The sequence below is a fragment of the Acinetobacter sp. ANC 4648 genome (assembly GCF_002135345.1).
GTDB lineage: Bacteria > Pseudomonadota > Gammaproteobacteria > Pseudomonadales > Moraxellaceae > Acinetobacter.
This window is the reverse complement of sequence record NZ_NEGI01000001.1, coordinates 474,582-494,164: the sequence shown is the minus strand read 5'-3', so window position 1 is coordinate 494,164 and position 19,583 is coordinate 474,582. Positions and strand designations below refer to the sequence as shown.

At 39.0% G+C, this 19,583-nt stretch carries 21 protein-coding genes; 8 read left to right on the top strand and 13 right to left on the bottom strand.

All coding sequences use genetic code 11. The features are described 5' to 3' along the window. Positions 1 to 5: 5 nt before the first annotated feature. The 7 genes from glmU to B9T27_RS02275 form a co-directional block, all read right to left on the bottom strand. Positions 6 to 1,370, bottom strand: coding sequence for a bifunctional UDP-N-acetylglucosamine diphosphorylase/glucosamine-1-phosphate N-acetyltransferase GlmU (gene glmU, locus B9T27_RS02305; RefSeq protein ID WP_086205237.1), 1,365 nt, complete (start codon positions 1,368 to 1,370; stop codon positions 6 to 8). Positions 1,371 to 1,391: 21 nt separating this feature from the next. Continuing rightward, the gene (locus tag B9T27_RS02300; RefSeq protein ID WP_086205236.1) at positions 1,392 to 1,913 is read right to left on the bottom strand and encodes a phosphatidylglycerophosphatase A; all 522 of its coding nucleotides are present in this window, start codon (positions 1,911 to 1,913) and stop codon (positions 1,392 to 1,394) included. Continuing rightward, entirely contained in the window at positions 1,891 to 2,808 is a 918-nt protein-coding gene (thiL, locus tag B9T27_RS02295; protein ID WP_086205235.1) for a thiamine-phosphate kinase, read from the bottom strand. The genes B9T27_RS02300 and thiL overlap by 23 nt, the downstream gene beginning before the upstream one ends. Positions 2,809 to 2,820: 12 nt before the next feature. Further along, complete coding sequence (nusB, locus tag B9T27_RS02290; RefSeq protein WP_086205234.1) at positions 2,821 to 3,270, bottom strand: transcription antitermination factor NusB; 450 nt, start codon at positions 3,268 to 3,270, stop codon at positions 2,821 to 2,823. A 3-nt stretch (positions 3,271 to 3,273) separates the two neighbouring features. Continuing rightward, positions 3,274 to 3,744 carry a 6,7-dimethyl-8-ribityllumazine synthase gene (gene ribE / locus B9T27_RS02285; protein WP_086205233.1) on the bottom strand — a complete coding sequence of 157 codons (471 nt, stop codon included), beginning with the start codon at positions 3,742 to 3,744 and terminating at the stop codon, positions 3,274 to 3,276. Positions 3,745 to 3,768: 24 nt separating this feature from the next. Beyond that, the gene (gene ribBA, locus B9T27_RS02280) at positions 3,769 to 4,890 is read right to left on the bottom strand and encodes a bifunctional 3,4-dihydroxy-2-butanone-4-phosphate synthase/GTP cyclohydrolase II (protein WP_086205232.1); all 1,122 of its coding nucleotides are present in this window, start codon (positions 4,888 to 4,890) and stop codon (positions 3,769 to 3,771) included. Between the two features lie 283 nt (positions 4,891 to 5,173). Beyond that, positions 5,174 to 6,460: a hypothetical protein gene (locus B9T27_RS02275; RefSeq protein ID WP_086205231.1), complete on the bottom strand. Its 1,287-nt coding sequence runs from the start codon at positions 6,458 to 6,460 to the stop codon at positions 5,174 to 5,176. A 77-nt stretch (positions 6,461 to 6,537) separates the two neighbouring features. On the opposite strand from B9T27_RS02275, the gene serB reads away from it, so the two are divergent. From serB to B9T27_RS02260, 3 genes are all read left to right on the top strand, one after another. Next, a complete protein-coding gene (gene serB / locus B9T27_RS02270) occupies positions 6,538 to 7,758 on the top strand; it encodes a phosphoserine phosphatase SerB (protein WP_086205230.1) in 1,221 nt (406 codons plus the stop codon). Positions 7,759 to 8,161: 403 nt separating this feature from the next. Next, positions 8,162 to 8,476, top strand: coding sequence for a ciprofloxacin tolerance protein AciT (gene aciT / locus B9T27_RS02265; RefSeq protein ID WP_086205229.1), 315 nt, complete (start codon positions 8,162 to 8,164; stop codon positions 8,474 to 8,476). 168 nt (positions 8,477 to 8,644) lie between these two features. Further along, complete coding sequence (locus tag B9T27_RS02260; RefSeq protein WP_086205228.1) at positions 8,645 to 9,124, top strand: SCP-2 sterol transfer family protein; 480 nt, start codon at positions 8,645 to 8,647, stop codon at positions 9,122 to 9,124. A gap of 76 nt (positions 9,125 to 9,200) precedes the next feature. Here the strand turns inward: B9T27_RS02260 and dtd are convergent, their stop codons facing one another. Then, the gene (gene dtd / locus B9T27_RS02255; RefSeq protein ID WP_086205227.1) at positions 9,201 to 9,641 is read right to left on the bottom strand and encodes a D-aminoacyl-tRNA deacylase; all 441 of its coding nucleotides are present in this window, start codon (positions 9,639 to 9,641) and stop codon (positions 9,201 to 9,203) included. Positions 9,642 to 9,909: 268 nt separating this feature from the next. Here dtd and B9T27_RS02250 point away from each other — a divergent pair, with 268 nt between their 5' ends. Beyond that, the gene (locus B9T27_RS02250; RefSeq protein ID WP_086205226.1) at positions 9,910 to 10,110 is read left to right on the top strand and encodes a CopG family transcriptional regulator; all 201 of its coding nucleotides are present in this window, start codon (positions 9,910 to 9,912) and stop codon (positions 10,108 to 10,110) included. Between the two features lie 124 nt (positions 10,111 to 10,234). Here B9T27_RS02250 and B9T27_RS02245 read toward each other — a convergent pair whose 3' ends face one another. Further along, positions 10,235 to 10,591 (bottom strand): hypothetical protein, encoded by a 357-nt coding sequence (locus B9T27_RS02245; protein WP_086205225.1) that lies wholly within the window; start codon positions 10,589 to 10,591, stop codon positions 10,235 to 10,237. A 347-nt stretch (positions 10,592 to 10,938) separates the two neighbouring features. Here B9T27_RS02245 and pncB point away from each other — a divergent pair, with 347 nt between their 5' ends. From pncB to asd, 3 genes are all read left to right on the top strand, one after another. Beyond that, the gene (pncB, locus tag B9T27_RS02240; protein ID WP_086205224.1) at positions 10,939 to 12,144 is read left to right on the top strand and encodes a nicotinate phosphoribosyltransferase; all 1,206 of its coding nucleotides are present in this window, start codon (positions 10,939 to 10,941) and stop codon (positions 12,142 to 12,144) included. 114 nt (positions 12,145 to 12,258) lie between these two features. Continuing rightward, positions 12,259 to 13,107: a sulfurtransferase gene (locus tag B9T27_RS02235; RefSeq protein WP_086205223.1), complete on the top strand. Its 849-nt coding sequence runs from the start codon at positions 12,259 to 12,261 to the stop codon at positions 13,105 to 13,107. After that, on the top strand, positions 13,104 to 13,955 hold the full coding sequence (gene asd / locus B9T27_RS02230) for an archaetidylserine decarboxylase (protein ID WP_086205222.1): 852 nt from the start codon (positions 13,104 to 13,106) through the stop codon (positions 13,953 to 13,955). The genes B9T27_RS02235 and asd overlap by 4 nt, the downstream gene beginning before the upstream one ends. 78 nt (positions 13,956 to 14,033) lie before the next feature. Here asd and phoR read toward each other — a convergent pair whose 3' ends face one another. The 3 genes from phoR to B9T27_RS02215 all read right to left on the bottom strand — a co-directional run bounded on the left by phoR (position 14,034) and on the right by B9T27_RS02215 (position 17,070). Next, the gene (phoR, locus tag B9T27_RS02225; RefSeq protein ID WP_086205221.1) at positions 14,034 to 15,416 is read right to left on the bottom strand and encodes a phosphate regulon sensor histidine kinase PhoR; all 1,383 of its coding nucleotides are present in this window, start codon (positions 15,414 to 15,416) and stop codon (positions 14,034 to 14,036) included. A gap of 9 nt (positions 15,417 to 15,425) precedes the next feature. Then, positions 15,426 to 16,136, bottom strand: a complete 711-nt coding sequence (gene phoB, locus B9T27_RS02220; protein ID WP_086204248.1) for a phosphate regulon transcriptional regulator PhoB — start codon at positions 16,134 to 16,136, stop codon at positions 15,426 to 15,428. A gap of 211 nt (positions 16,137 to 16,347) precedes the next feature. Next, entirely contained in the window at positions 16,348 to 17,070 is a 723-nt protein-coding gene (locus tag B9T27_RS02215) for a TetR/AcrR family transcriptional regulator (protein WP_086205220.1), read from the bottom strand. A 200-nt stretch (positions 17,071 to 17,270) separates the two neighbouring features. Between B9T27_RS02215 and B9T27_RS02210 the strand changes: the two genes are divergently transcribed. After that, positions 17,271 to 18,116, top strand: a complete 846-nt coding sequence (locus B9T27_RS02210) for an SDR family NAD(P)-dependent oxidoreductase (protein WP_086205219.1) — start codon at positions 17,271 to 17,273, stop codon at positions 18,114 to 18,116. Positions 18,117 to 18,176: 60 nt separating this feature from the next. Here the strand turns inward: B9T27_RS02210 and B9T27_RS02205 are convergent, their stop codons facing one another. Further along, entirely contained in the window at positions 18,177 to 19,544 is a 1,368-nt protein-coding gene (locus tag B9T27_RS02205) for an MATE family efflux transporter (RefSeq protein ID WP_086205218.1), read from the bottom strand. Positions 19,545 to 19,583 lie beyond the last annotated feature (39 nt).

The window sequence follows — 19,583 nt, the reverse complement described above, 5'->3', positions numbered from 1 at the left end:
TCCTCTTATTTCGTGACCTTTTGGGGACGTTGATAATTTTCTTTAGTAATTTGTTTGGCACGTTCAAAGGCCAAGCTATTGTCTGCGACATCATGCGTGATCACTGAACCCGCACCTGTCGTTGCACCATGACCAATTTTGATGGGTGCAACCAATGAATTATTTGTACCAATAAAGGCATGATTACCAATAATTGTTTTATGCTTATTGGCACCATCATAGTTACAGGTAATTGTACCTGCACCGATATTTGATTCCGCACCAATTTCAGCATCACCTAAATAAGCAAAATGATTGGCTTTCGATGCATGACCAATAGAAGTATTTTTCACTTCGACAAAGTTGCCAATGTGGACTTCATCTGCCAGTTTTGCACCTGGACGTAGCCGTGCGAAAGGACCAATCTGTACATCTGCCCCAACAACTGCATTGTCAAAAATGCTATAAGGCTGAACTTTAGTACCTGAAGCAATAGTGGTATTTTTGATGATACAACCTGCACCAATTTCAATATTGTCTCCGAAAGTACAGTTACCTTCGATAATGACATTAATGTCGATTTGCACATCAGTACCAACGGTTAATGCACCACGTAAGTCAAAACGTGACGGATCAATCAGGTGTACGCCTCGCTGCATTAATTTTTTTGCTTGATGAGACTGAAATTCACGTTCTAAAGCTGCAAGTTGAACACGGTCATTTACACCTTCAACTTCAAATGCCAGTTCAGGCTGAATAGATGCGATTTCCATCCCATCTGCGAGTGCCATAGCAACAATATCAGTTAGGTAATATTCACCTTGAACATTGTCATTGCTGAGTTTAGGCAACCATTCATGTAATTTGGCATTACTGACACAGTAAATACCAGTGTTAATCTCTTTAATTTGGCGCTGTTGTTCGGAAGCATCTTTATGTTCTACAATGGCTTGGATTTTATCGTCTTTACGAACGATACGACCATAGCCTGTAGAATCATCTAAGGTTAGGGTTACTAACCCAATTCCAGTTTCCGTTGAAACATCGATGAGACGTTGTAAGGTCGTTTGCTGTACACAAGGAACATCGCCAGACAGAATTAAAGAGATGCCCTCTTGGGGTAATACTGGTAACGTCACTTTGACGGCATGACCCGTCCCTAATTGTTCTGTTTGTTCTACCCATTGTATATTTTCATGGCTAAAAGCATGTTGAACGAGATCACCACCATGACCAAAAATTGTAATAATATTTTTAGCGTGTAATAGTTTTGCTGTTTCAATCACATGACCGAGCAATGGACGTCCTGCTAAGGGCTGTAACACCTTTGGGAGGCTAGAACGCATTCGGGTGCCTTTACCTGCAGCAAGAATGATCACAGTAGTTGACATATAACACCTAACAGATTTGGCTTAAGCCCTAGAAAAGTATAAGTAGATAAAAATACAGAGTGCTGCCCATAGGCCTGCGATAATATCATCGAACATGATACCAAAACCGCCATCAACTTTTTGGTCAATGATACGGATAGGCCAAGGCTTCCAGATATCAAATAACCGAAATAAGCCAAAACCGACAGCCACCCAGATCCAGTTCATTTGTCCAAAGTAGATCAAGGGTAAAAAGGTAATCGATTGTCCTGCAAATTCATCCCAAACAATGCGACCATCGTCATGTACATGAATAATCTTGGCGGTTTGACCACAAATATAAACGCCTATAAAAGACATCACTAATATGGCCAATATGGAGCTAGAAAAACCAATTGCAAGCCAAATCGGTATGAATAGCAGTGCAAAAGCAGAACCAAAGGTTCCTGGTGCTTTAGGTGCTAAGCCAGAACCAAACCCAACTCCGCAGAATACAATAATGCGTTCAAACCAAGTCATTTTTTTGAAAACAATAGAAGGTTTATGCAAAATGTTGATATCCATGAAATTGAAGTGGATGATCTCGGCCATCTTTTTCAAATATTAATCCGCTTTTTTGCGTAATTTCCCCGATGATTGTTGTTGTCACATTGGGTTGTAATTGCAAAAGTTTTTGGTAGTTTTGCATTGTTATCGTAAAGCATAATTCATAATCATCACCACCCGCTAAAGCATATTGCCATTGCTCATTTTCGGGCAAATGGCTTAAAGCTGGCTTAATAGGTAAGTGTGATAGTTCTAATTTTGCACCAACATTAGATGCTTTTAAAATATGGCCTAAATCTTGCGCCAGCCCATCTGAGACATCAATCATGCTTGAAGCGAGGCTTTTCAGCATGACTCCAAGTTCACAGCGTGGAGTTGGATAATCCAATCGTTTTTGTAAAGCATGTACTGGGTGTTGTAGTGCAAAAGCAGCATCACCGACAGAACCACTGACCACGACCAGATCATGGACTTGAGCACCAGAACGAGTAATGGCTTTGCCGCTTTCGATCCAGCCGAGTGCAGTAACGGTAATGGTCAAATGAGGACTTTGGGTGGTATCTCCACCAATTAAACTGACACCAAATTGATCGCAACAATCATATAAACCCTGACTAAAGCCTTTGAGCCAGTCATGATCAATTTGGGGTAAGCTCAATGCTAAAAGAATACTATGCGGTTTCGCACCCATAGCGGCAATATCAGATAAATTAACAGCAACACTTTTCCAACCAATAGCATGTGGCGCAGTATTAAGTGGGAAATGCCGACCTGAAATTAGTGTATCGGTACAAATAACCAATTGTTGGTTCGGTGGTGGAGTGAGCAGGGCTGAGTCATCACCGACACCTAAATCAACCGTAGAGAAATTCTGACGATTAAAATAGGTATCAATAATTGAGAACTCAGCCATAGCAACAATAACTTATTTAGCTTGCTGTTTTTCTGCATCACGAAGACGAGTTGCCAAACGGTCTAATACACCATTGATGTATTTATGACTGTCTGCACCGCCAAAGTGTTTTGCGAGTTCAATTGCTTCATCTAGTACAACGCGGTATGGAACTTCAAGATGATCTTTAAGTTCGTATGCGCCGAGACGTAGTGTTGCAAGTTCAACACCATCCAATGCTTTAATCTCACGATCAAGTACTGGCATCAGTAACGCATCCAATGCTTCATGATTTGCGACCACTTGTGTGAGCAACTCATGATAATAGCCGAGATCCACTTTATGCATGGCATTCTCGGCACGTGTGCGTGCTTCAATCTCATGAATAGGGTTGTGGCTCATTTGCCATTCATAAATCCCTTGTACAGCAAAACGACGTGCTTTGCGTTTTGCTGCATAAGTAGCTTGGAGTGTTTGCGACATGCTTTAAATTGCCTTTAACAGGTTAACCATTTCAATTGCAGTAAGAGCAGCTTCGCCACCTTTATTACCTGCTTTTGTACCAGAGCGTTCAATCGCCTGTTCAATACTATCCGTAGTCAATACACCATTAATTACTGGTAAGCCAGTCTCTAAACCAACTACACCTAAACCTTTGGCACATTCACCTGCAACGAAGTCGAAATGTGGTGTACTACCACGGATCACTGCGCCAAGTGCAATCACGGCATCGAAATTACCGGAAGTTGCTAATTTTTTAGCCACGACTGGAAGTTCCCATGCACCGGGTGCATGAACGACAGTGATATTATCGTCGGATACACCATGACGATGCAACGTATCAATTGCACCTTCTAACAAATGTTCAACAACAAAGCTGTTAAAACGACCAACTAAAATCGCGTAACGGTCTTCGCTCGCGAGATGTAATAAACCTTCGATACGGCGAATCGCCATAGCAACCTCGATATTTAATAAAAGTTATTGAACAGAAGTTTGATCAGCAGTGACATATTCCACTACTTCTAAATTAAAACCAGATAATGCATTAAAACGTAATGGTGAGCTGAGGAGTTTCATTTTTTCCACCCCTAAATCCCGTAAAATTTGTGCACCGACACCAATCGTTTGATATTGTTGAGACAGGGCAGAACTCGATTTTGTTGGTTTAGGCGTTGTTAATGCATCCAAAGCAGGGCCCAAGTCAGATAAATGACCTTGACCAATCCATACCAGAACACCACGCTCACTATCAGCAATCGCTTTCAGTGCTTTGTCTAAATTCCAAGCGGCTTCGCCACCTTTTTTATTCAGTTTAAGCAAGTCACGAATAGGATTAAAGCCATGTACACGAACGGTAGTGATCCCTTGCTTAGGCTCACCTTTCACAAAAGCCAAATGAATATCAGGACTACCAATTTCGCGGTAACGGTATAAATCAAATGTGCCGTATTCAGTTTCAATGCTTTGTTGATCGATACGTTCTACAGTTTGCTCATTGGTCATACGGTAGTGAATTAAATCTGCAATTGTACCGATTTTGAGCCCATGCTTTTCAGCAAAAACCTCAAGATCAGGACGACGTGCCATTGTACCGTCTTCGTTAATGATTTCACAAATTACAGATGCAGGTTCTAAACCAGCTAAACGCGATAAATCACAGCCTGCCTCTGTATGTCCTGCGCGATGCAAGACACCGCCAGGTTGTGCCATTAATGGGAAAATATGTCCAGGTTGAACGATATCGGTTGGTTTCGCATGCGCAGCGACAGCGGTTTGAATCGTATGTGCCCGTTCAGCCGCAGAAATGCCTGTGGTAATACCATTCGCAGCTTCAATTGATAGGGTGAAATTGGTCGCATGTTGCGCGCCATTGGCGTCGACCATGAGTGGTAAATTAAGCTGCTGACAACGGTCACGGCTTAAGGTTAAACAGACTAAACCACGTGCATGAGTGATCATAAAGTTGATGTCTTCCGCACGCACGTGAGTTGCAGCGATGACTAAGTCACCTTCATTTTCACGATCTTCATCATCCATCAGGATGACCATTTTTCCTGCGCGGATATCTGCTACAAGCTCTTCAACAGTATTGAGCGGCATCAACCTTCACCTTCTTGTTCTGTCTACGTGACATTTTGATTAATTCATTGTGGCATAGTCTAACGTGTTTTCATGTGTTTTGCCTATGCTTATCACATTCCCTTTACCTAGACTGTTATACACAGCTTATTAGCTAATTGAAAAGCCATAGAAAATTCAAAAGTATATCTTTTTGTTTGAAAAATGGACATTTGAATATTGATATAGGTTCTAGGCTTGGCTGCAGTCATAAAAAAACCTGATTTAAGGGTTCATTAAATCAGGTTGGAGACTGTATTGAGAATTAAATTTCGGTGACTGGTTCTGATTCATTCATCGGAACACTTGGCTTTTTTTTACCTTTCAGAATTTCCGTCCGAATACTCTGAGCCAGTTCAGCACATGCTGTATTCATGCCATTAATCATAAAGGCATGGCGAGTCAGCACATTGTTTGGATTTGGCATGAGCATTAATTGGTAGCACTCAGTAATATTTTTTAACAGATCATTGCTTAAATGCAGTGCCATTTCTTTAGCAATTAAATGATGTGTCAAACGTTCAGCAGCTTGTGGCGCATTTAACTGCATGGCATCAACAGTAGAAGCGACAGAACAGCGAGTTTGTAAAACAAAGCGTTTTTCTTCACGGTAACGTTTATAGAGTACTTCTGAGAGTAATTGGAAAACGGAACCGACCATCAATAAGCATTCAGTTGCATGCGGTATTTGAGCGGAAACACTGATGGTTGCACCTTGCTGATTAAATTCTTGATTGCGAATAAAATCATGTGAATTGAGTTTGTAATGTTGTGCACAGAGTTCGATACTTTTATTTAAAAAGATCTGACAAAGATTGAAATAGGGAGCCGAGACCGATTGATTGACAGTCTGAATTAACTGTTTAGGATCATAGTATTGAATGTTTAAAGCGATAATATTTTGTTCGATAGCCGATAAATTTATAGGTTGTGGTTCAGACTTGGGTTTAGTCTGTTGCTGAGCTTGTGCGATCACTAAGGTGCGATTGGCTTTTTCTGCTTCTAAGGTTTCAGTGAGCTGTTGAATTTCATGTTTTAACCGTGCTTCATTATTTAGTTTAGCCAAATATTCACTGCGTGTTGGGCGTGCAATTGCACGATAAGCTAACCAAAGCAATCCGTGAATAAAAAGTGACGCTAAAATTGCGAGCCATTGGGTACGTAAAATTTCGCCAATACTGGGTTTAATCAAAGTGATCTCGATGCTGCCCACATTTTTATCATGTTGTAATGCATCACGGACAAATACTTCGCCTTGGCGAGTTTTTGCTAAACCACTGGTGGCCAGTACTTGTTTTTTTGCATCTAAGATACGGATCGAGGCAACACTAGGGTTGGTTGCATAACGATTGGCCAATAAAGCCAATGAAACGGTATTGGGCGGTTCTAGCTCAGCAATACTATCTGCAACCAATTGACTAGTCATGAGTTGACCTTGACTGGCGCGGTTTTCATTCAGCTGATGTGTCGTTGCAACTACCAACAAAAAGGTATGCAATGCAAAACTTACGATAAGTAGGCTAGCAAATAGCCCTTGTCTAGGTGCATTCAACGTAAACTTCCAAAGAAAAAATATTCTATATCGATTATGATTCTAACAATAGTTGTAGCTCAGACCAGAGTCAATTCATGCGCGAAATCATTCTTATATCATTTTTAGGGCCAGACCAACCCAATCAGTTTACTCGATTAATGCAAGTATTGTCCGTACATTCTTTGCAAATATTAGATGTCGGTCAGGCCGTTATTCATAACCAATTGACTTTAGGTATTGTGGTTGCGTCAAATGACCAAACTGCAACTGCTTTGGCAATGAAAGAGATGCTTATTTTAGCACATGATATTGGTTTAACTGTTCGCTTTAAACCAATATCAGGCACAGAATATGACCAGTGGGTGAGTGAAGGTGGTCGGACACGTTATATCGTGACCGCCTTAGCACCAGAGCTAACTGCTGCTCATTTACAAGCAGTCACCAATATTGTTTCTGGCCAAGGCTTTAACATCGAAACAGTCACCCGATTATCGGGGCGTCCTGAACGTAAAGATGATGCTGAAGATCCAAAACGATCATGTGTGCAATTTGGCTTGAGTGGTCAAATGCTGGATGCAACTGCAATGCGAGCAGCGTGCTTACGCTTATCGAATGAGTTAAGTGTAGATGTTGCGGTACAAGAAGATAATGCTTACCGTCGTAATCGTCGTTTGGTCTGTTTTGATATGGACTCAACCTTAATTGAACAAGAAGTGATTGATGAGTTAGCCATCGAAGCAGGTGTGGGTACGCAAGTCGCTGAAATTACAGAACGTGCAATGCTAGGTGAACTCGATTTTCAGCAGAGTTTCCGTGCACGTGTGGCTTTACTTAAAGGTTTAGATGCCTCTGTTCTTCCAAAAATTGCAGCGCGATTGACTGTGACAGAAGGGGCAGAGCGTTTAATTTCGACCTTAAAAGCCTTAGGATATCGGACAGCGATTCTTTCTGGTGGTTTTCAGTATTTTGCGGAATATCTACAAGAAAAGTTAGGTATTGATGAAGTACATGCCAATATTTTAGATGTAGAAGATGGCATGGTTACAGGCGAAGTCAAAGGACATATTGTCGATGGCGCTCGGAAGGCTTTACTCCTGCGTGAGCTTGCTGACTCGATGGGGATTTCGCTCGAACAAGCCATTGCTGTCGGGGATGGCGCTAATGATCTACCAATGCTTTCAATTGCAGGATTAGGTGTCGCGTTTAGAGCTAAACCCTTAGTGCGTCAAAATGCCAATCAAGCTATTTCTAGTGTGGGTTTGGATGGTGTACTTTACCTTTTAGGTGTGCACGATAAAGATTTGAATCGTGCCTGAATGATTGCAAAATATGATTATAAAATGCGACTTTAGAGTCGCATTTTTCATATTTAAATGAAGTGAATCTAGGATTGCTTTAAAAAATTAAACACAAGAAAATCGATTAAAAGAATCGAAAAAAAGTTTTTTATCATCATTTTGATCGGTATTTTTTTGTAATGACACGCCGATCTTGATGCCTGATAGGTTGGGTCAAAAACGTAGCAAATAAAAGTGTAATGACAAAAGAATGTTGCGACAAGGTATGTCGTTTAAACATCAAGCAAGACTTTTTTTCTGCTTAAAACTATCCATAATGCATTACAGAAGCTTTTATATAATTCCATAAATAAGCTTAAACGGTGTTATAAAACACGATTAAAGCTAGTATGAGAGATACACTGAATAGACGGAGGTTTTTATGGTAACAGCGACTTTTGCAGCATTAATCGGTTTTGGACTGATTGCTGTCGCGTTAATAACTGTTTTCTTTTCCCCTTACCGTCATTGGTTAGGATTTATGTGTGCAGGTATGTTGTTCTGGGGAATTTTAGAAGCGATTAGATTCAGCGTACAAAACATTTTGGCTTTATCCGTGACTTATAGTTATTTAAGTGCATTAAGTTTAGCAATGCTGGCTTTAACTGTATTTTTATTAAGAGAAGATAGCCGTGCTCAGAAAGCCTTGGAAAATCGACAATATATAGAGCATACGCCAGTTTATGAAGATGAATAATAAGTTAGTAATCTCGTGCATTTTTTAAAATTTAGCCTAATTTTGACAGGGCTTATTTAGTCTTATGCCTTTTTCATATTTTGTTATACAAAGCTTTGTTCTAAAAATAATAAGTTATGCTAGGATGGGCGGATTCAATTTTATATTAAAACAACAGGCTTAAATGTCATGAAATTTTCTTCAATTCCAGTGGTGAAATTACCTATCGTCGATGCAAGTACGGATCCGCTTGATCTTTTGGTATTGGGACTTGCACTTCGTATGAAGCAATTGACGCGTACCAGTCCTAAATTCATCGAATTGACTCATGATCGTCAGTTTCGTATTCAAATTGGGACGGATTTAGGTGTTGCACGTCAAATCATTGTAAATAATGGTCAGATTGATACCGTTTCAGGTTGTCCTGAGCAAGCAGATTTTATTTTACAATTTGCAGATAGCGAGCAAGGTGTAAAAACACTGATTAAAGGTGACCCAACGGCATTCATGACTGGAATGCAAGAAGGCAGCATTAAAATGGAAGGTGACTTTAGTTTGTTGGTTTGGTTTAACCAAGTTGCGAAATTAATTCCACCAAAAGTACCAAAGCCAGTGAAAGATAAAATTAAAATAGCACGTCAATTTTTAAAAGAAAAAACTGGTCGTTAAGTTGTTTTAGAGCATCTCTAGAATAAAAAGCCTATTCATTGTAATAGGCTTTTTATTTATGCATTGCTACGATTGATTATTCGACTTCTAAATTAAAAGTGACCGGCCCATCATTCACCAAATGGACTTGCATATCTGCTGCAAAAATACCCGTTTGTACTCGTTCAAATTGAGATTGAGCATAACCAACAAGTTGTTCATATAATTCTTTCGCTTCAGCGGGTGGCATGGCTGGAGCAAAATCAGGACGTAAACCTTTCTGAGTCTGTGCCATGAGGGTAAATTGTGACACCAATAAAAGCCCACCATGAGCTTGGCTGATATTCCAACCCATTTTACCTTGTTCATCATCGAAAAAACGATATTTTAAAATTTTATCAATCAGTTTTTTACCTTTATCTAAGTTATCATCTTTCGCTAGGCCAAGAAAAACTAAAACGCCTTTTTCAATTTGTCCTATAATTTCACCATCTACAACTACTTTGGCTTCTAGAACTCTTTGTAATAATGCCCGCATATTTGATACTTACACCTTCAATTTAGCTTTATACCAGTTTAGCAAAGCAGCTGATCAAAAGCTTAGGTCTGAGGCATTACCTTTAGAGCTAAGCAAAATAAAACACATCATTAAAATATGGTTTTCTATCTCTTTCTTATTATGCTAGTTTTATATGAAAGATGATAATAAACTGACTTAAAAGCGTCTGACCTTTGAAGCAGATCTTGATAATATTTAATGATAATAATATGATAATAATATGATCATTTGGTGATGGGTGAAAGGTATGGAAAATAAAACAGCACGATTGACTATTTTGATTGATCCAATTAAAAAACAAGCATTTGAAGAATTATGTTATCGACAAGACTTAAAACCATCACAAGTCGTTCGACAATTGATTCGTGATTATTTACAGACCCATGGTGTGGAATATGCCACAAAAATGAATTCATCTAATTTAGATAAATCAACCCCAGATGAATAGCTTGTACCCTACAATCTCATAAGATTGAGTCAAAATATGTTAATGATTTAAGTTGGCTAAGTTGTAACTGATCGAGATAAAAAACTGTCCTAGATTAACGCGAGGACAGTTTTTTATGTGTAACTTAAGAAAAATCTAATTCTTTTTCAAACGCTTTTAACTCGTGACGCGCCATCGCTAGATTTGATTTTTGACGATCTAAAACCAAATAAAGAAAAAGATCTTCATTACGATCTAATGGACGTAATATATGATATTGCTTACCCAGTGTAATCAAAATATCTTCAATTCGATCATTGAGATTAAGTGCTTTTGCCACTTTACGTTTTGAACGAATTACTTCTGTATTCCCCGCAGCAGCAAGCTCTAAGTCAATACCTGAACCCATTGTTGCGAGTGCTAAACCACTGGTACTGTCTACTAGTGCGGCAACTACGAAACCGTCAATATCATTCAGAGGATCCAAGCTAAGTTTAGCCATGGTGCAATTCCTTTTTTGTGAGTAAGTACATAATTTTTGGATTTAAGAACCAATAAAAAGCTTAATTCTATTGTATAGCTTGCCAATAAAATGCTGTTTTCATTACAAATGATGTTAATTAAAAATTAATTTTATTGCAATATTTGTATATAAAAAAATATTTAATAATAATTAAATGATAATAATATGTTAATATTTTTTGAGTCTGGATAAAAAAGATGATCTCTTTACGGTTCAATCGATAGTTTTTTGTTAAAATGATAAAAATCTGATAAATCACATCTTTTGGGTTTGTAAGAGTCAATTAACCTTTTATCGTGATAAAAGAACTTCTTAATGGGTCTGCTATGCAACCAATCATTCAATCTTTACTCGATACCGACTTGTATAAATTTACAATGCTGCAAGTGGTACTTCATAAATTTCCACAAACGCATAGTGTTTATCATTTTCGTTGCCGCAATTTGGATGATACGGTTTATCCATTGACTGATATTTTAGATGATTTAAATGAGCAACTTGATTTTCTGTGTCAGCTAAGCTTTAAAGAAGATGAACTAATTTATTTACGCAGCATGCGCTTTATTAAAAGTGATTTTGTTGATTATTTAGAGTTATTCCAACTTAAACGTCGCTTTATTAAAGCGGGGATTGATACCGAAGGTCGTTTGGATATTTGGGTTGAAGGCCCGATGGTTCAGGCGATGATGTTTGAAATTTTTGTACTCGCCATTGTCAATGAATTATATTTCCGTCGTATTCGTTCCGATGAGGTTCTCGCTGAAGGTGAACGTCGTCTGCAAGCAAAAGTACAATTGTTAAAACAATATACACAACAACAATATCCTAATGATCCACCCTTTTTAGTTTCCGATTTTGGCACACGCCGTCGTTATAGTCTGGCTTGGCAAAAACATATTATTCAAACCTTTCATAAGGTCGCACCGACTATTTTCCGTGGGACGAGCAATGTGTTAATTGCCAAAGAATTGGGTATTTTTCCGATTGGCACCATGGCACACGAATTCTTACAAGCTTTTCAGGCCTTGGATGTTCGTTTGCGAGATTTCCAAAAAGCAGCTTTAGAAACTTGGGTGCAGGAATATCGGGGTGATTTAGGCATTGCATTGACAGACGTGGTGGGAATGGATGCATTTCTACGTGATTTTGATTTGTATTTTGCCAAGTTGTTTGATGGTTTGCGTCATGATAGTGGAGACCCTTTCGAGTGGGGGGATAAAGCTTTTATGCACTACAAAAAATTGAAAGTGGATACTAAGTCAAAAATGCTTACGTTTAGTGATGGTTTAGATTTAGAGCGTGCTTGGAGTTTGTATCAATACTTCAAAGATCGTTTCCAAGTCAGTTTTGGTATTGGCACTAATTTAACCAATGATATGGGGCAAACGCCACTGAATATCGTTTTAAAATTGGTGGAATGTAATGGCCAGTCTGTGGCCAAAATTTCTGATAGTCCTGGCAAAACGATGACTGATAACGATACATTTCTCGCGTACTTACGTCAGGTTTTTGAGATTAAAGAAGAGCTTTAGTTTTCGTGATTTGAGTGCTGATTTTTTGCAAAGGAATGTAGGAAATTAGCATGCTGATAAAAATGACTATGTTAAGATTGCGCAAGTTGATGGACTAAAATTCGAAAAAAGATTATGACAGCATCTGTATTTAACTTTGGGTTATTGATTGAAACTGATCAGCTTAGGCCTTTTTTAGGACATGAGTTGTTACGTATTATCGATCTCAGTCGAAGATCGGTTTATGAGCAACTGCATATACCACATGCAATTCATCTCAAACCCAATTTGTTGGTGCGCCAAGAAGAGCAAGCAATGGGTTTACTGCCAGATGCAGAAGGTTTAAATACACTTATCAAAGCGTTGAATATTTCACCTGAGCAGCATGTAGTGGTGTATGACGATGAAGGTGGTGCATGGGCAGGGCGGTTAATTTGGACTTTGCATTGTCTTGGTTTTAACAAAGTCAGTGTGTTAAATGGTGGGATTCATGCTTGGTTAGGTGCAGGTTTACCGACAACATCGAATGTTGATCCAGTTGTTCCAGTCGCAAACCTGATTTCACCCAACTTAAGTGATATTCAAAAATATAGAATTAAATATCCGCAATTGTTAGAAAAAGTACAACAGCAGGCGATACAGCTTTGGGATTGTCGTACACTAGATGAGTATACTGGTCAACGACTTGCAGCGCGACGCGGCGGTCACATTCCAAACGCACTTCATTTTGAATGGAGTACTGCAATTGATCGTGAAAATCATTTAAAATTGCAGCCTTTAGAACGCACTCAACAACGTTTACAACAATTGGGTTTTCAACTTGATCAGCCTGTGGTGGTGTATTGTCAATCACATCACCGTTCGGGATTGGCTTATATTGTGGGTCGATTACTCGGTTGGAATATCCAAGCTTATGATGGTGCGTGGAGCGAATGGGGCAATCGCCTTGACAGTCCAATTATTACTGGAGAATCACCTTCGTGAGTCTTACATCCAAGTTAAAAAAACAAATTTTCATTCAAGCACAACGCGTTATTCCACAGCAACAACTGAGCCGTGTCGTGGGTAAAGTTGCTGCCAGTGAACATCCAGTGATTAAGAATGTCGCGATTCAAGCATTCAAAGCCAAATACGATATTGATTTATCTATCGCACAACAAACGGATGCTTTGAAGTTTAAATCATTTAATGAATTTTTTACCCGCGCATTGAAAGACGGTGTGCGTGAAGTTGATGCAGATCCAAGTAGTATTGTCAGCCCCGCGGATGGTGCGATTTCACAAATTGGTTTAGTTCAAGAAGGTGATGTTTTTCAAGCCAAAGGGCAAAGTTTTTCGGTCGAAAAACTAATTGGGGATCCGCAACTGGCTGAACCTTTTAAGAATGGTGAGTTTGCAACAGTATATTTATCACCGCGGGATTATCATCGTGTGCATATGCCATTTGCAGGAACCTTGACGGAAACGTTGTATATTCCAGGCGAACTGTTTTCAGTCAATCAAACCACAGCGGAAAATATTCCGGGTTTATTTGCACGCAATGAACGCATGGTCTGTTTATTTGATACTGAATTGGGTCGTATGGCAGTCGTTTTAGTCGGCGCTATGATTGTGGCCGGTATTGAAACAGTAGCAACAGGTAAAGTGAAACCATCGGGTCGTTTAGAGTTAAATCATCATGAGATGAAACTTAAAAAAGGCGATGAGCTGGGGCGTTTTTACTTGGGTTCAACGGCTATCATTTTATTTGAACAGGATAAAATGGCATGGGATACACAATTCAAAGCCAATTCAACGGTCGTCATGGGTGAGCGTTTAGGTACAGTAGTTTAGTATTATAGAATGAAAAAAGCCCTGTTGAAACAGGGCTTTTTTATAGGTTGTTTTAGTGTTTAGAGCCTGTAGAGTTTTCTATATTTCAAAGGAATTTAAGCTTTCATCAGGGTTATAAAGGCGTTCTTTAGGAAAGACGACTTTAAAGGTTGAACCTTGATTCTCTTTCGATTCGACTTCTAAATAGGCTGCATGCTGCATTAACACGTGTTTGACAATAGCTAGGCCTAGACCAGTTCCGCCAGTTTGACGACTGCGGGCACTATCCACACGATAAAAACGTTCAGTCAGACGGGGTAAATGTTTTGGATCGATCCCAATCCCAGTATCTTGTACAGTGAAGTAGCCATGTTCGCCATCATCATGCCACCCGATCGTGACCGTCCCTCCTTTAGGGGTATATTTAATTGCATTGGTAATTAAATTACTAAAAGCACTGGCCAATTCTGTGTCTGAGCCAATTAAATCGCAATGACTATCAATTTCTAAATTTAAAGTATGACCATAATCGACGTTATAGGCTTGTGCATCATCAAAAAGTTGATTCATCAAACTTGGCATTTCAATAATTTGGTTTTTGGCAATTTGTTTATTGCCCTCTAAACGGGAGAGCAATAATAAATCATTGACTAGTGCATTCATTCTTCGTGTTTGTGAATGCATCTGGTCAAAAGCACGTTTCCAACGCGGATTTAAATCTTCTTGATCGGTAAAGGTTTCAATATAGCCACTAAGCACCGTCAGAGGTGTCCGCAATTCATGTGAAATATTATCGACAAAATCTTTACGCATTTGTTCCAGATTATGAATACGGGTGACATCGTAGGCCAGCAATAGCCGACTTTCACTGCCAAATCGGGTCAATTTTATTTGTACATAATGCTCCTCAAAAACCGAGGACTTTATTTTGATACCGTCTGGAGATTTATCAATATGATTAAAATAATCGATAAAACTAGGCTGACGAATAATCGTTAGCAGATTACGTCCACGATCTAACGGTTGAATGCCTAATAATCTTTCTGCTGCTGGATTCCACCATTCAATTTGGTGTAATTCATCGGTTAATACGACTGCTTCAGCCAAAGCCACCAATGATGATTGTGCACGATCAATCAGTCCCACCATTTCAGCCTGCACAACTCGTTCTTGGCGTTGTGCGCGATAGACATTGAAGAGTAATGCCCCCCAAATTCCATCTAAGTTGGGTGGAACTTCATAAGGGCGATTGGAAATCCATTCATTGACCAGATACAAGGAGCGAAGCTGAAATGCAAAAAAGATCGAAAAGGCAATACACAGACCAACCCAAAAATATCCTACCCCTAAACCAATAAAGCCTCCGATAACCAGTAAAAAGATTAAGAGGCGTAAATCTTGCTTGGCAAATGTCCATAAACTGCTATAGCGAAATTTTTTATGATCTCGAGCAAGATCGGGAGTGGGGTAGGGTTCATACATAAACTAAAATTAACCTAAGGCAACATCGGCACGGGTCGAAAAACGATAGCCAGTACCTCGAACAGTTTGAACATAACGGTCTACACCAAAAGGTTCAAGTACTTTACGCAAACGACGAATATGGACATCAATAGTACGATCCTCAATATACACGTTACCACCCCATACTTGATCGAGGAGTTGTGAGCGAGTGTAGGCTCGTTCTGGATGGGTCATAAAGAAAGCGAGTAGGCGATATTCAGTTGGGCCCATCTCTAAAATTTTGTCACTAAAACTAACACGTTGGCTGACAGGATCAAGAATTAAGCCATTTGCATCAATCGCTTTTTCACCACTAAGTGCATTGGCACGACGTAATACAGCTTTAATTCGAGAAACCAATTCACGTGTTGAAAATGGCTTAGTCATATAGTCATCTGCACCAGCGTCTAGCCCTTGGACTTTATGGTCTTCTTCGCCACGAGCAGTGAGCATAATCACAGGGATTTCAGAAAGATTTTCATCTCGTTTTAGACGACGACATAAATCAACGCCACTGACACCACCCGGCATCATCCAATCTAATAAAATTAATGCAGGTCGTTGATCGACAATCATTTGATGTGCTTGTTTTGCATCTTCTGCTTGTAAACATTGAAATCCGGCCATGTCCAATGATGTATGGATCATTTCTCGGATCGGAAGTTCGTCATCGACGATTAAAATATAGTCATCTTTCACAACGCAATATCCTATGTATGAACGGTTTTACCGTTTTATATTTATGACAGGCTTATTACAAAGATTAATTATGACAGTATCATTGCAAAAATGGCTGATTCACTTATTTTTGCAATGAATTGTGACAATTTTCACGCATCTATATACATCTTATATGACTAGACTTGGCCATTAAATATTTTAAATTCAACTTACTAGATTAAGTGGAAGATCATTTGATAACAATATTTGATTTGGGGCTATTTTTTTCCTTTTCTGATAAGCTTTTGAGCAAAGAAGCGAAAACAATCTTACAAGAGTGCAAAACCTCATCGAATGAGAGTCTAAATCCACCCATGACCCAACGAATGGCAATTTGGGTAACATAGCCATTTAAGCCAGTCGCAATTAGTGAAACTTGTTTTTCATTCAGATTTATATGCGGCATCATCAGCATGACAAAAGCATGAATCATACGGTCAAAACGACTCATGGTTTCATGAATAGTAGCGTGATTATGCAGCTCTTGTACCAGCATTGCATCGATATAAATAATACGTGCCATACGTGGATCATTTTTTAACATTGAAAAGAGTGCGCTTAAACCGGCATCAATCATATTTTGCGGGTCAGGCGCAGCTTGCATCACGGCTTGCATCACATTTTGTTGTAAAGATTCAATTAATTGTAAAAATATCGTTTGAAAAAGTTCTTCACTTTTTTTAAAAGATTCATAGAAGTAACGTTCAGTCAGTTTAGCTTCATTACAGATATCTTTGACCGTCACTGAAAAAAATCCATGTGTGCCATAGGCTTCTATACCCGCCTCAATAAGTTTTTGTCGGCGTGCCAGTTTGCGTTCAGACAAGGACATCCCTTTAAATTGACGCTCTTTAGCCACTTTTTTTATTGCTTTTGCTGCGGATGCATCAGGAGTTAAATCTTGTTTAGTCATAGTATATTTATGCCAATGAAGGTGTGCCAATGACAATATTTTATCAATAAATGTCGCTTAAACCTATGTTCATATTTTTGTTTGAATTTACATCAATAAAAGCTGAGTATATTGACAATAAGTATTGTCAAATTTATAGTGATCAAGTGAGCCACACAATAAAAATCACTGTGTGTGGAAAATTCAAACAAGGAAACTCAATGAAAAATTTTAAGAATAAAGTTGCAGCAATTACTGGTGCAGGCTCAGGTATGGGACAGCATTTAGCAATTTTATTGGCTAAAGCAGGTTGTCACTTATCTATTAGTGATGTGAATGAAAAAGGGCTAGCAGAAACAGCTGAATTACTTAAACCGTATCAGGTACGCGTCACCAGTAAAAAGGTCAATGTGGCTGATCGTGATCAAATTAAAGCTTGGGCTGAAGATACCGTACAAAATCATGGTTCAGTGAATATGATTTTTAATAATGCAGGTGTTGCTCTAGGGTCGACTGTCGAGGGTGCGAGCTACGACGATTTAGAATGGATTATGGGTATTAATTATTGGGGTGTGGTTTATGGTACTAAAGAATTTTTACCTTACCTGAAACAAACAGGCGAAGGCCACATTATCAATACCTCAAGTTTGTTTGGTTTAACTGCGCAACCAACACAGTCCGCTTATAACTCAAGTAAGTTTGCTGTGCGTGGTTTCACCGAGTCTTTACGCCAAGAACTTGATTTGGAAAATTGTGGCGTCAGTGCATTGTGTGTGCATCCAGGTGGAATTCGAACCAATATTGCCAATGATGCACGTATGAATGATAGTTTACGTTCTTTAGGTATGAATCCTGAAAAATCAGCCAAAGCATTCAATAAATTATTACGTATGCCAGCTGAAGAAGCTGCACAGCAAATTTTGGATGCTGTACTTAAAGATAAACGTCGTTTACTGATTGGGAATGATGCCAAAAGCTTAGATCTTATCCAACGGATTTTACCGACTGGATATCAAAAAATTACTGGTTTTGCCACCAAAATGAGTAAACGTTTAGAGCCTAAATAAGCTTTTAGTTTTTAAATTTTTTTAAAAAGAAAAACCTGCGAAAGCAGGTTTTTGTCCTCTTTAAATAAGTACTTTAACCGTTTTTTTCTTCCATACAAATTGATAATAGCTACCTTGTAAAAGACACAAGCTAAAAAAGGATAAGGCATAAGCATACCAAATTCCTTGTAGCCCCCAGCGATGACTAAACCAATAGGCACAGGGGAGTTCGATCAATAAAATGGCGGCAATATTAATCAACATTGGGACATTGACGGTACCACTGGCTCGCATGATCGATGCAAAAATAGCACTCGCACCAAAAAATAGAATCGACCACAACACAATGAATAAGAGCTGTTGGCCTAAGATCACCACACTTGGATCGGTAATAAATAAAGCCATTAAATATTTAGAGAATAAATAAGCCAACGTAACTAAACTGCCAGTAATCACGATATTCATGGTTAAGGCCGTTTTGGTGACTTTACTTAGAAGTTCAGATTTTCCAGCACCAATCGCTTGTGCTGCAAAAATTGAGGCAGCGATTGAAATCGATAAAGCAGGAAACTGAATATAATTTAGAACTTGATTGACTGCACCATATGCTGCTGTGGCATGCGAACCATATTGATTGACTAAACCAATAATGACTAAGCCTGCAACAGAGTTGGTCACCATTTGCACCCCTGTCGGAATGCCTAATTTTAAAATGAGACGACTGAGTTCGGGATCATGCTTGATGTGTGCGATTAAAGCCCGATCTAGTTTAAGGGGGTGATGCTTTTTATTTAAATAAAAATATAGAAAAACTAAGACCGATAAGAACCCAATAATGGTGGCAATAGCAGGAGCAATAATTCCCATTTTCGGAAAGCCAAAATAACCTGCAATCAATACAGGAGTGACCATTAGGCCAATTAAAATGGTCAGTCCTGAAGCAATCAGTGGGGTAGTGCTGTCACCGACACCGCGTAAAATAGAGGTGTAAATAATATAAATAAATAATAATGGACTTCCTGCAAGCATCCACTGTACATAAGGTAAAGACAGATGCATGACTTTAGGATCGACACCTAGAAACAATAGGATTTTATGTGCAAAAACAACTCCCAATAATGCAATTACACTCCCCCCAATTAATGTCATAAATAGGGTTGAACCCACTACACAGCGGACTTTTTCAATATTTTGTGCGCCCCAAGCTTGTCCAACCAGAACCGTTGCACCTGCAGATAAGCCAATCACGAAGGCCATCATACAAAAAAGGATCGGGAAAAAGACCGAAATCGCAGCAATGGCATCTACGCCTAACATCTGCCCAACAAAAACAGTATTAATGGTTCCAGATAAGTTTTGCAAAATATTGGTTGCAATAAGCGGCATCAGAAAGATTAAGAATGCTTTCCAAAATTGCGGATGATGCAGTAAATTTTTACGAGGTGGCATTGTTATATTATGGTCCATTTTTCATTTATTTCTTTAGCC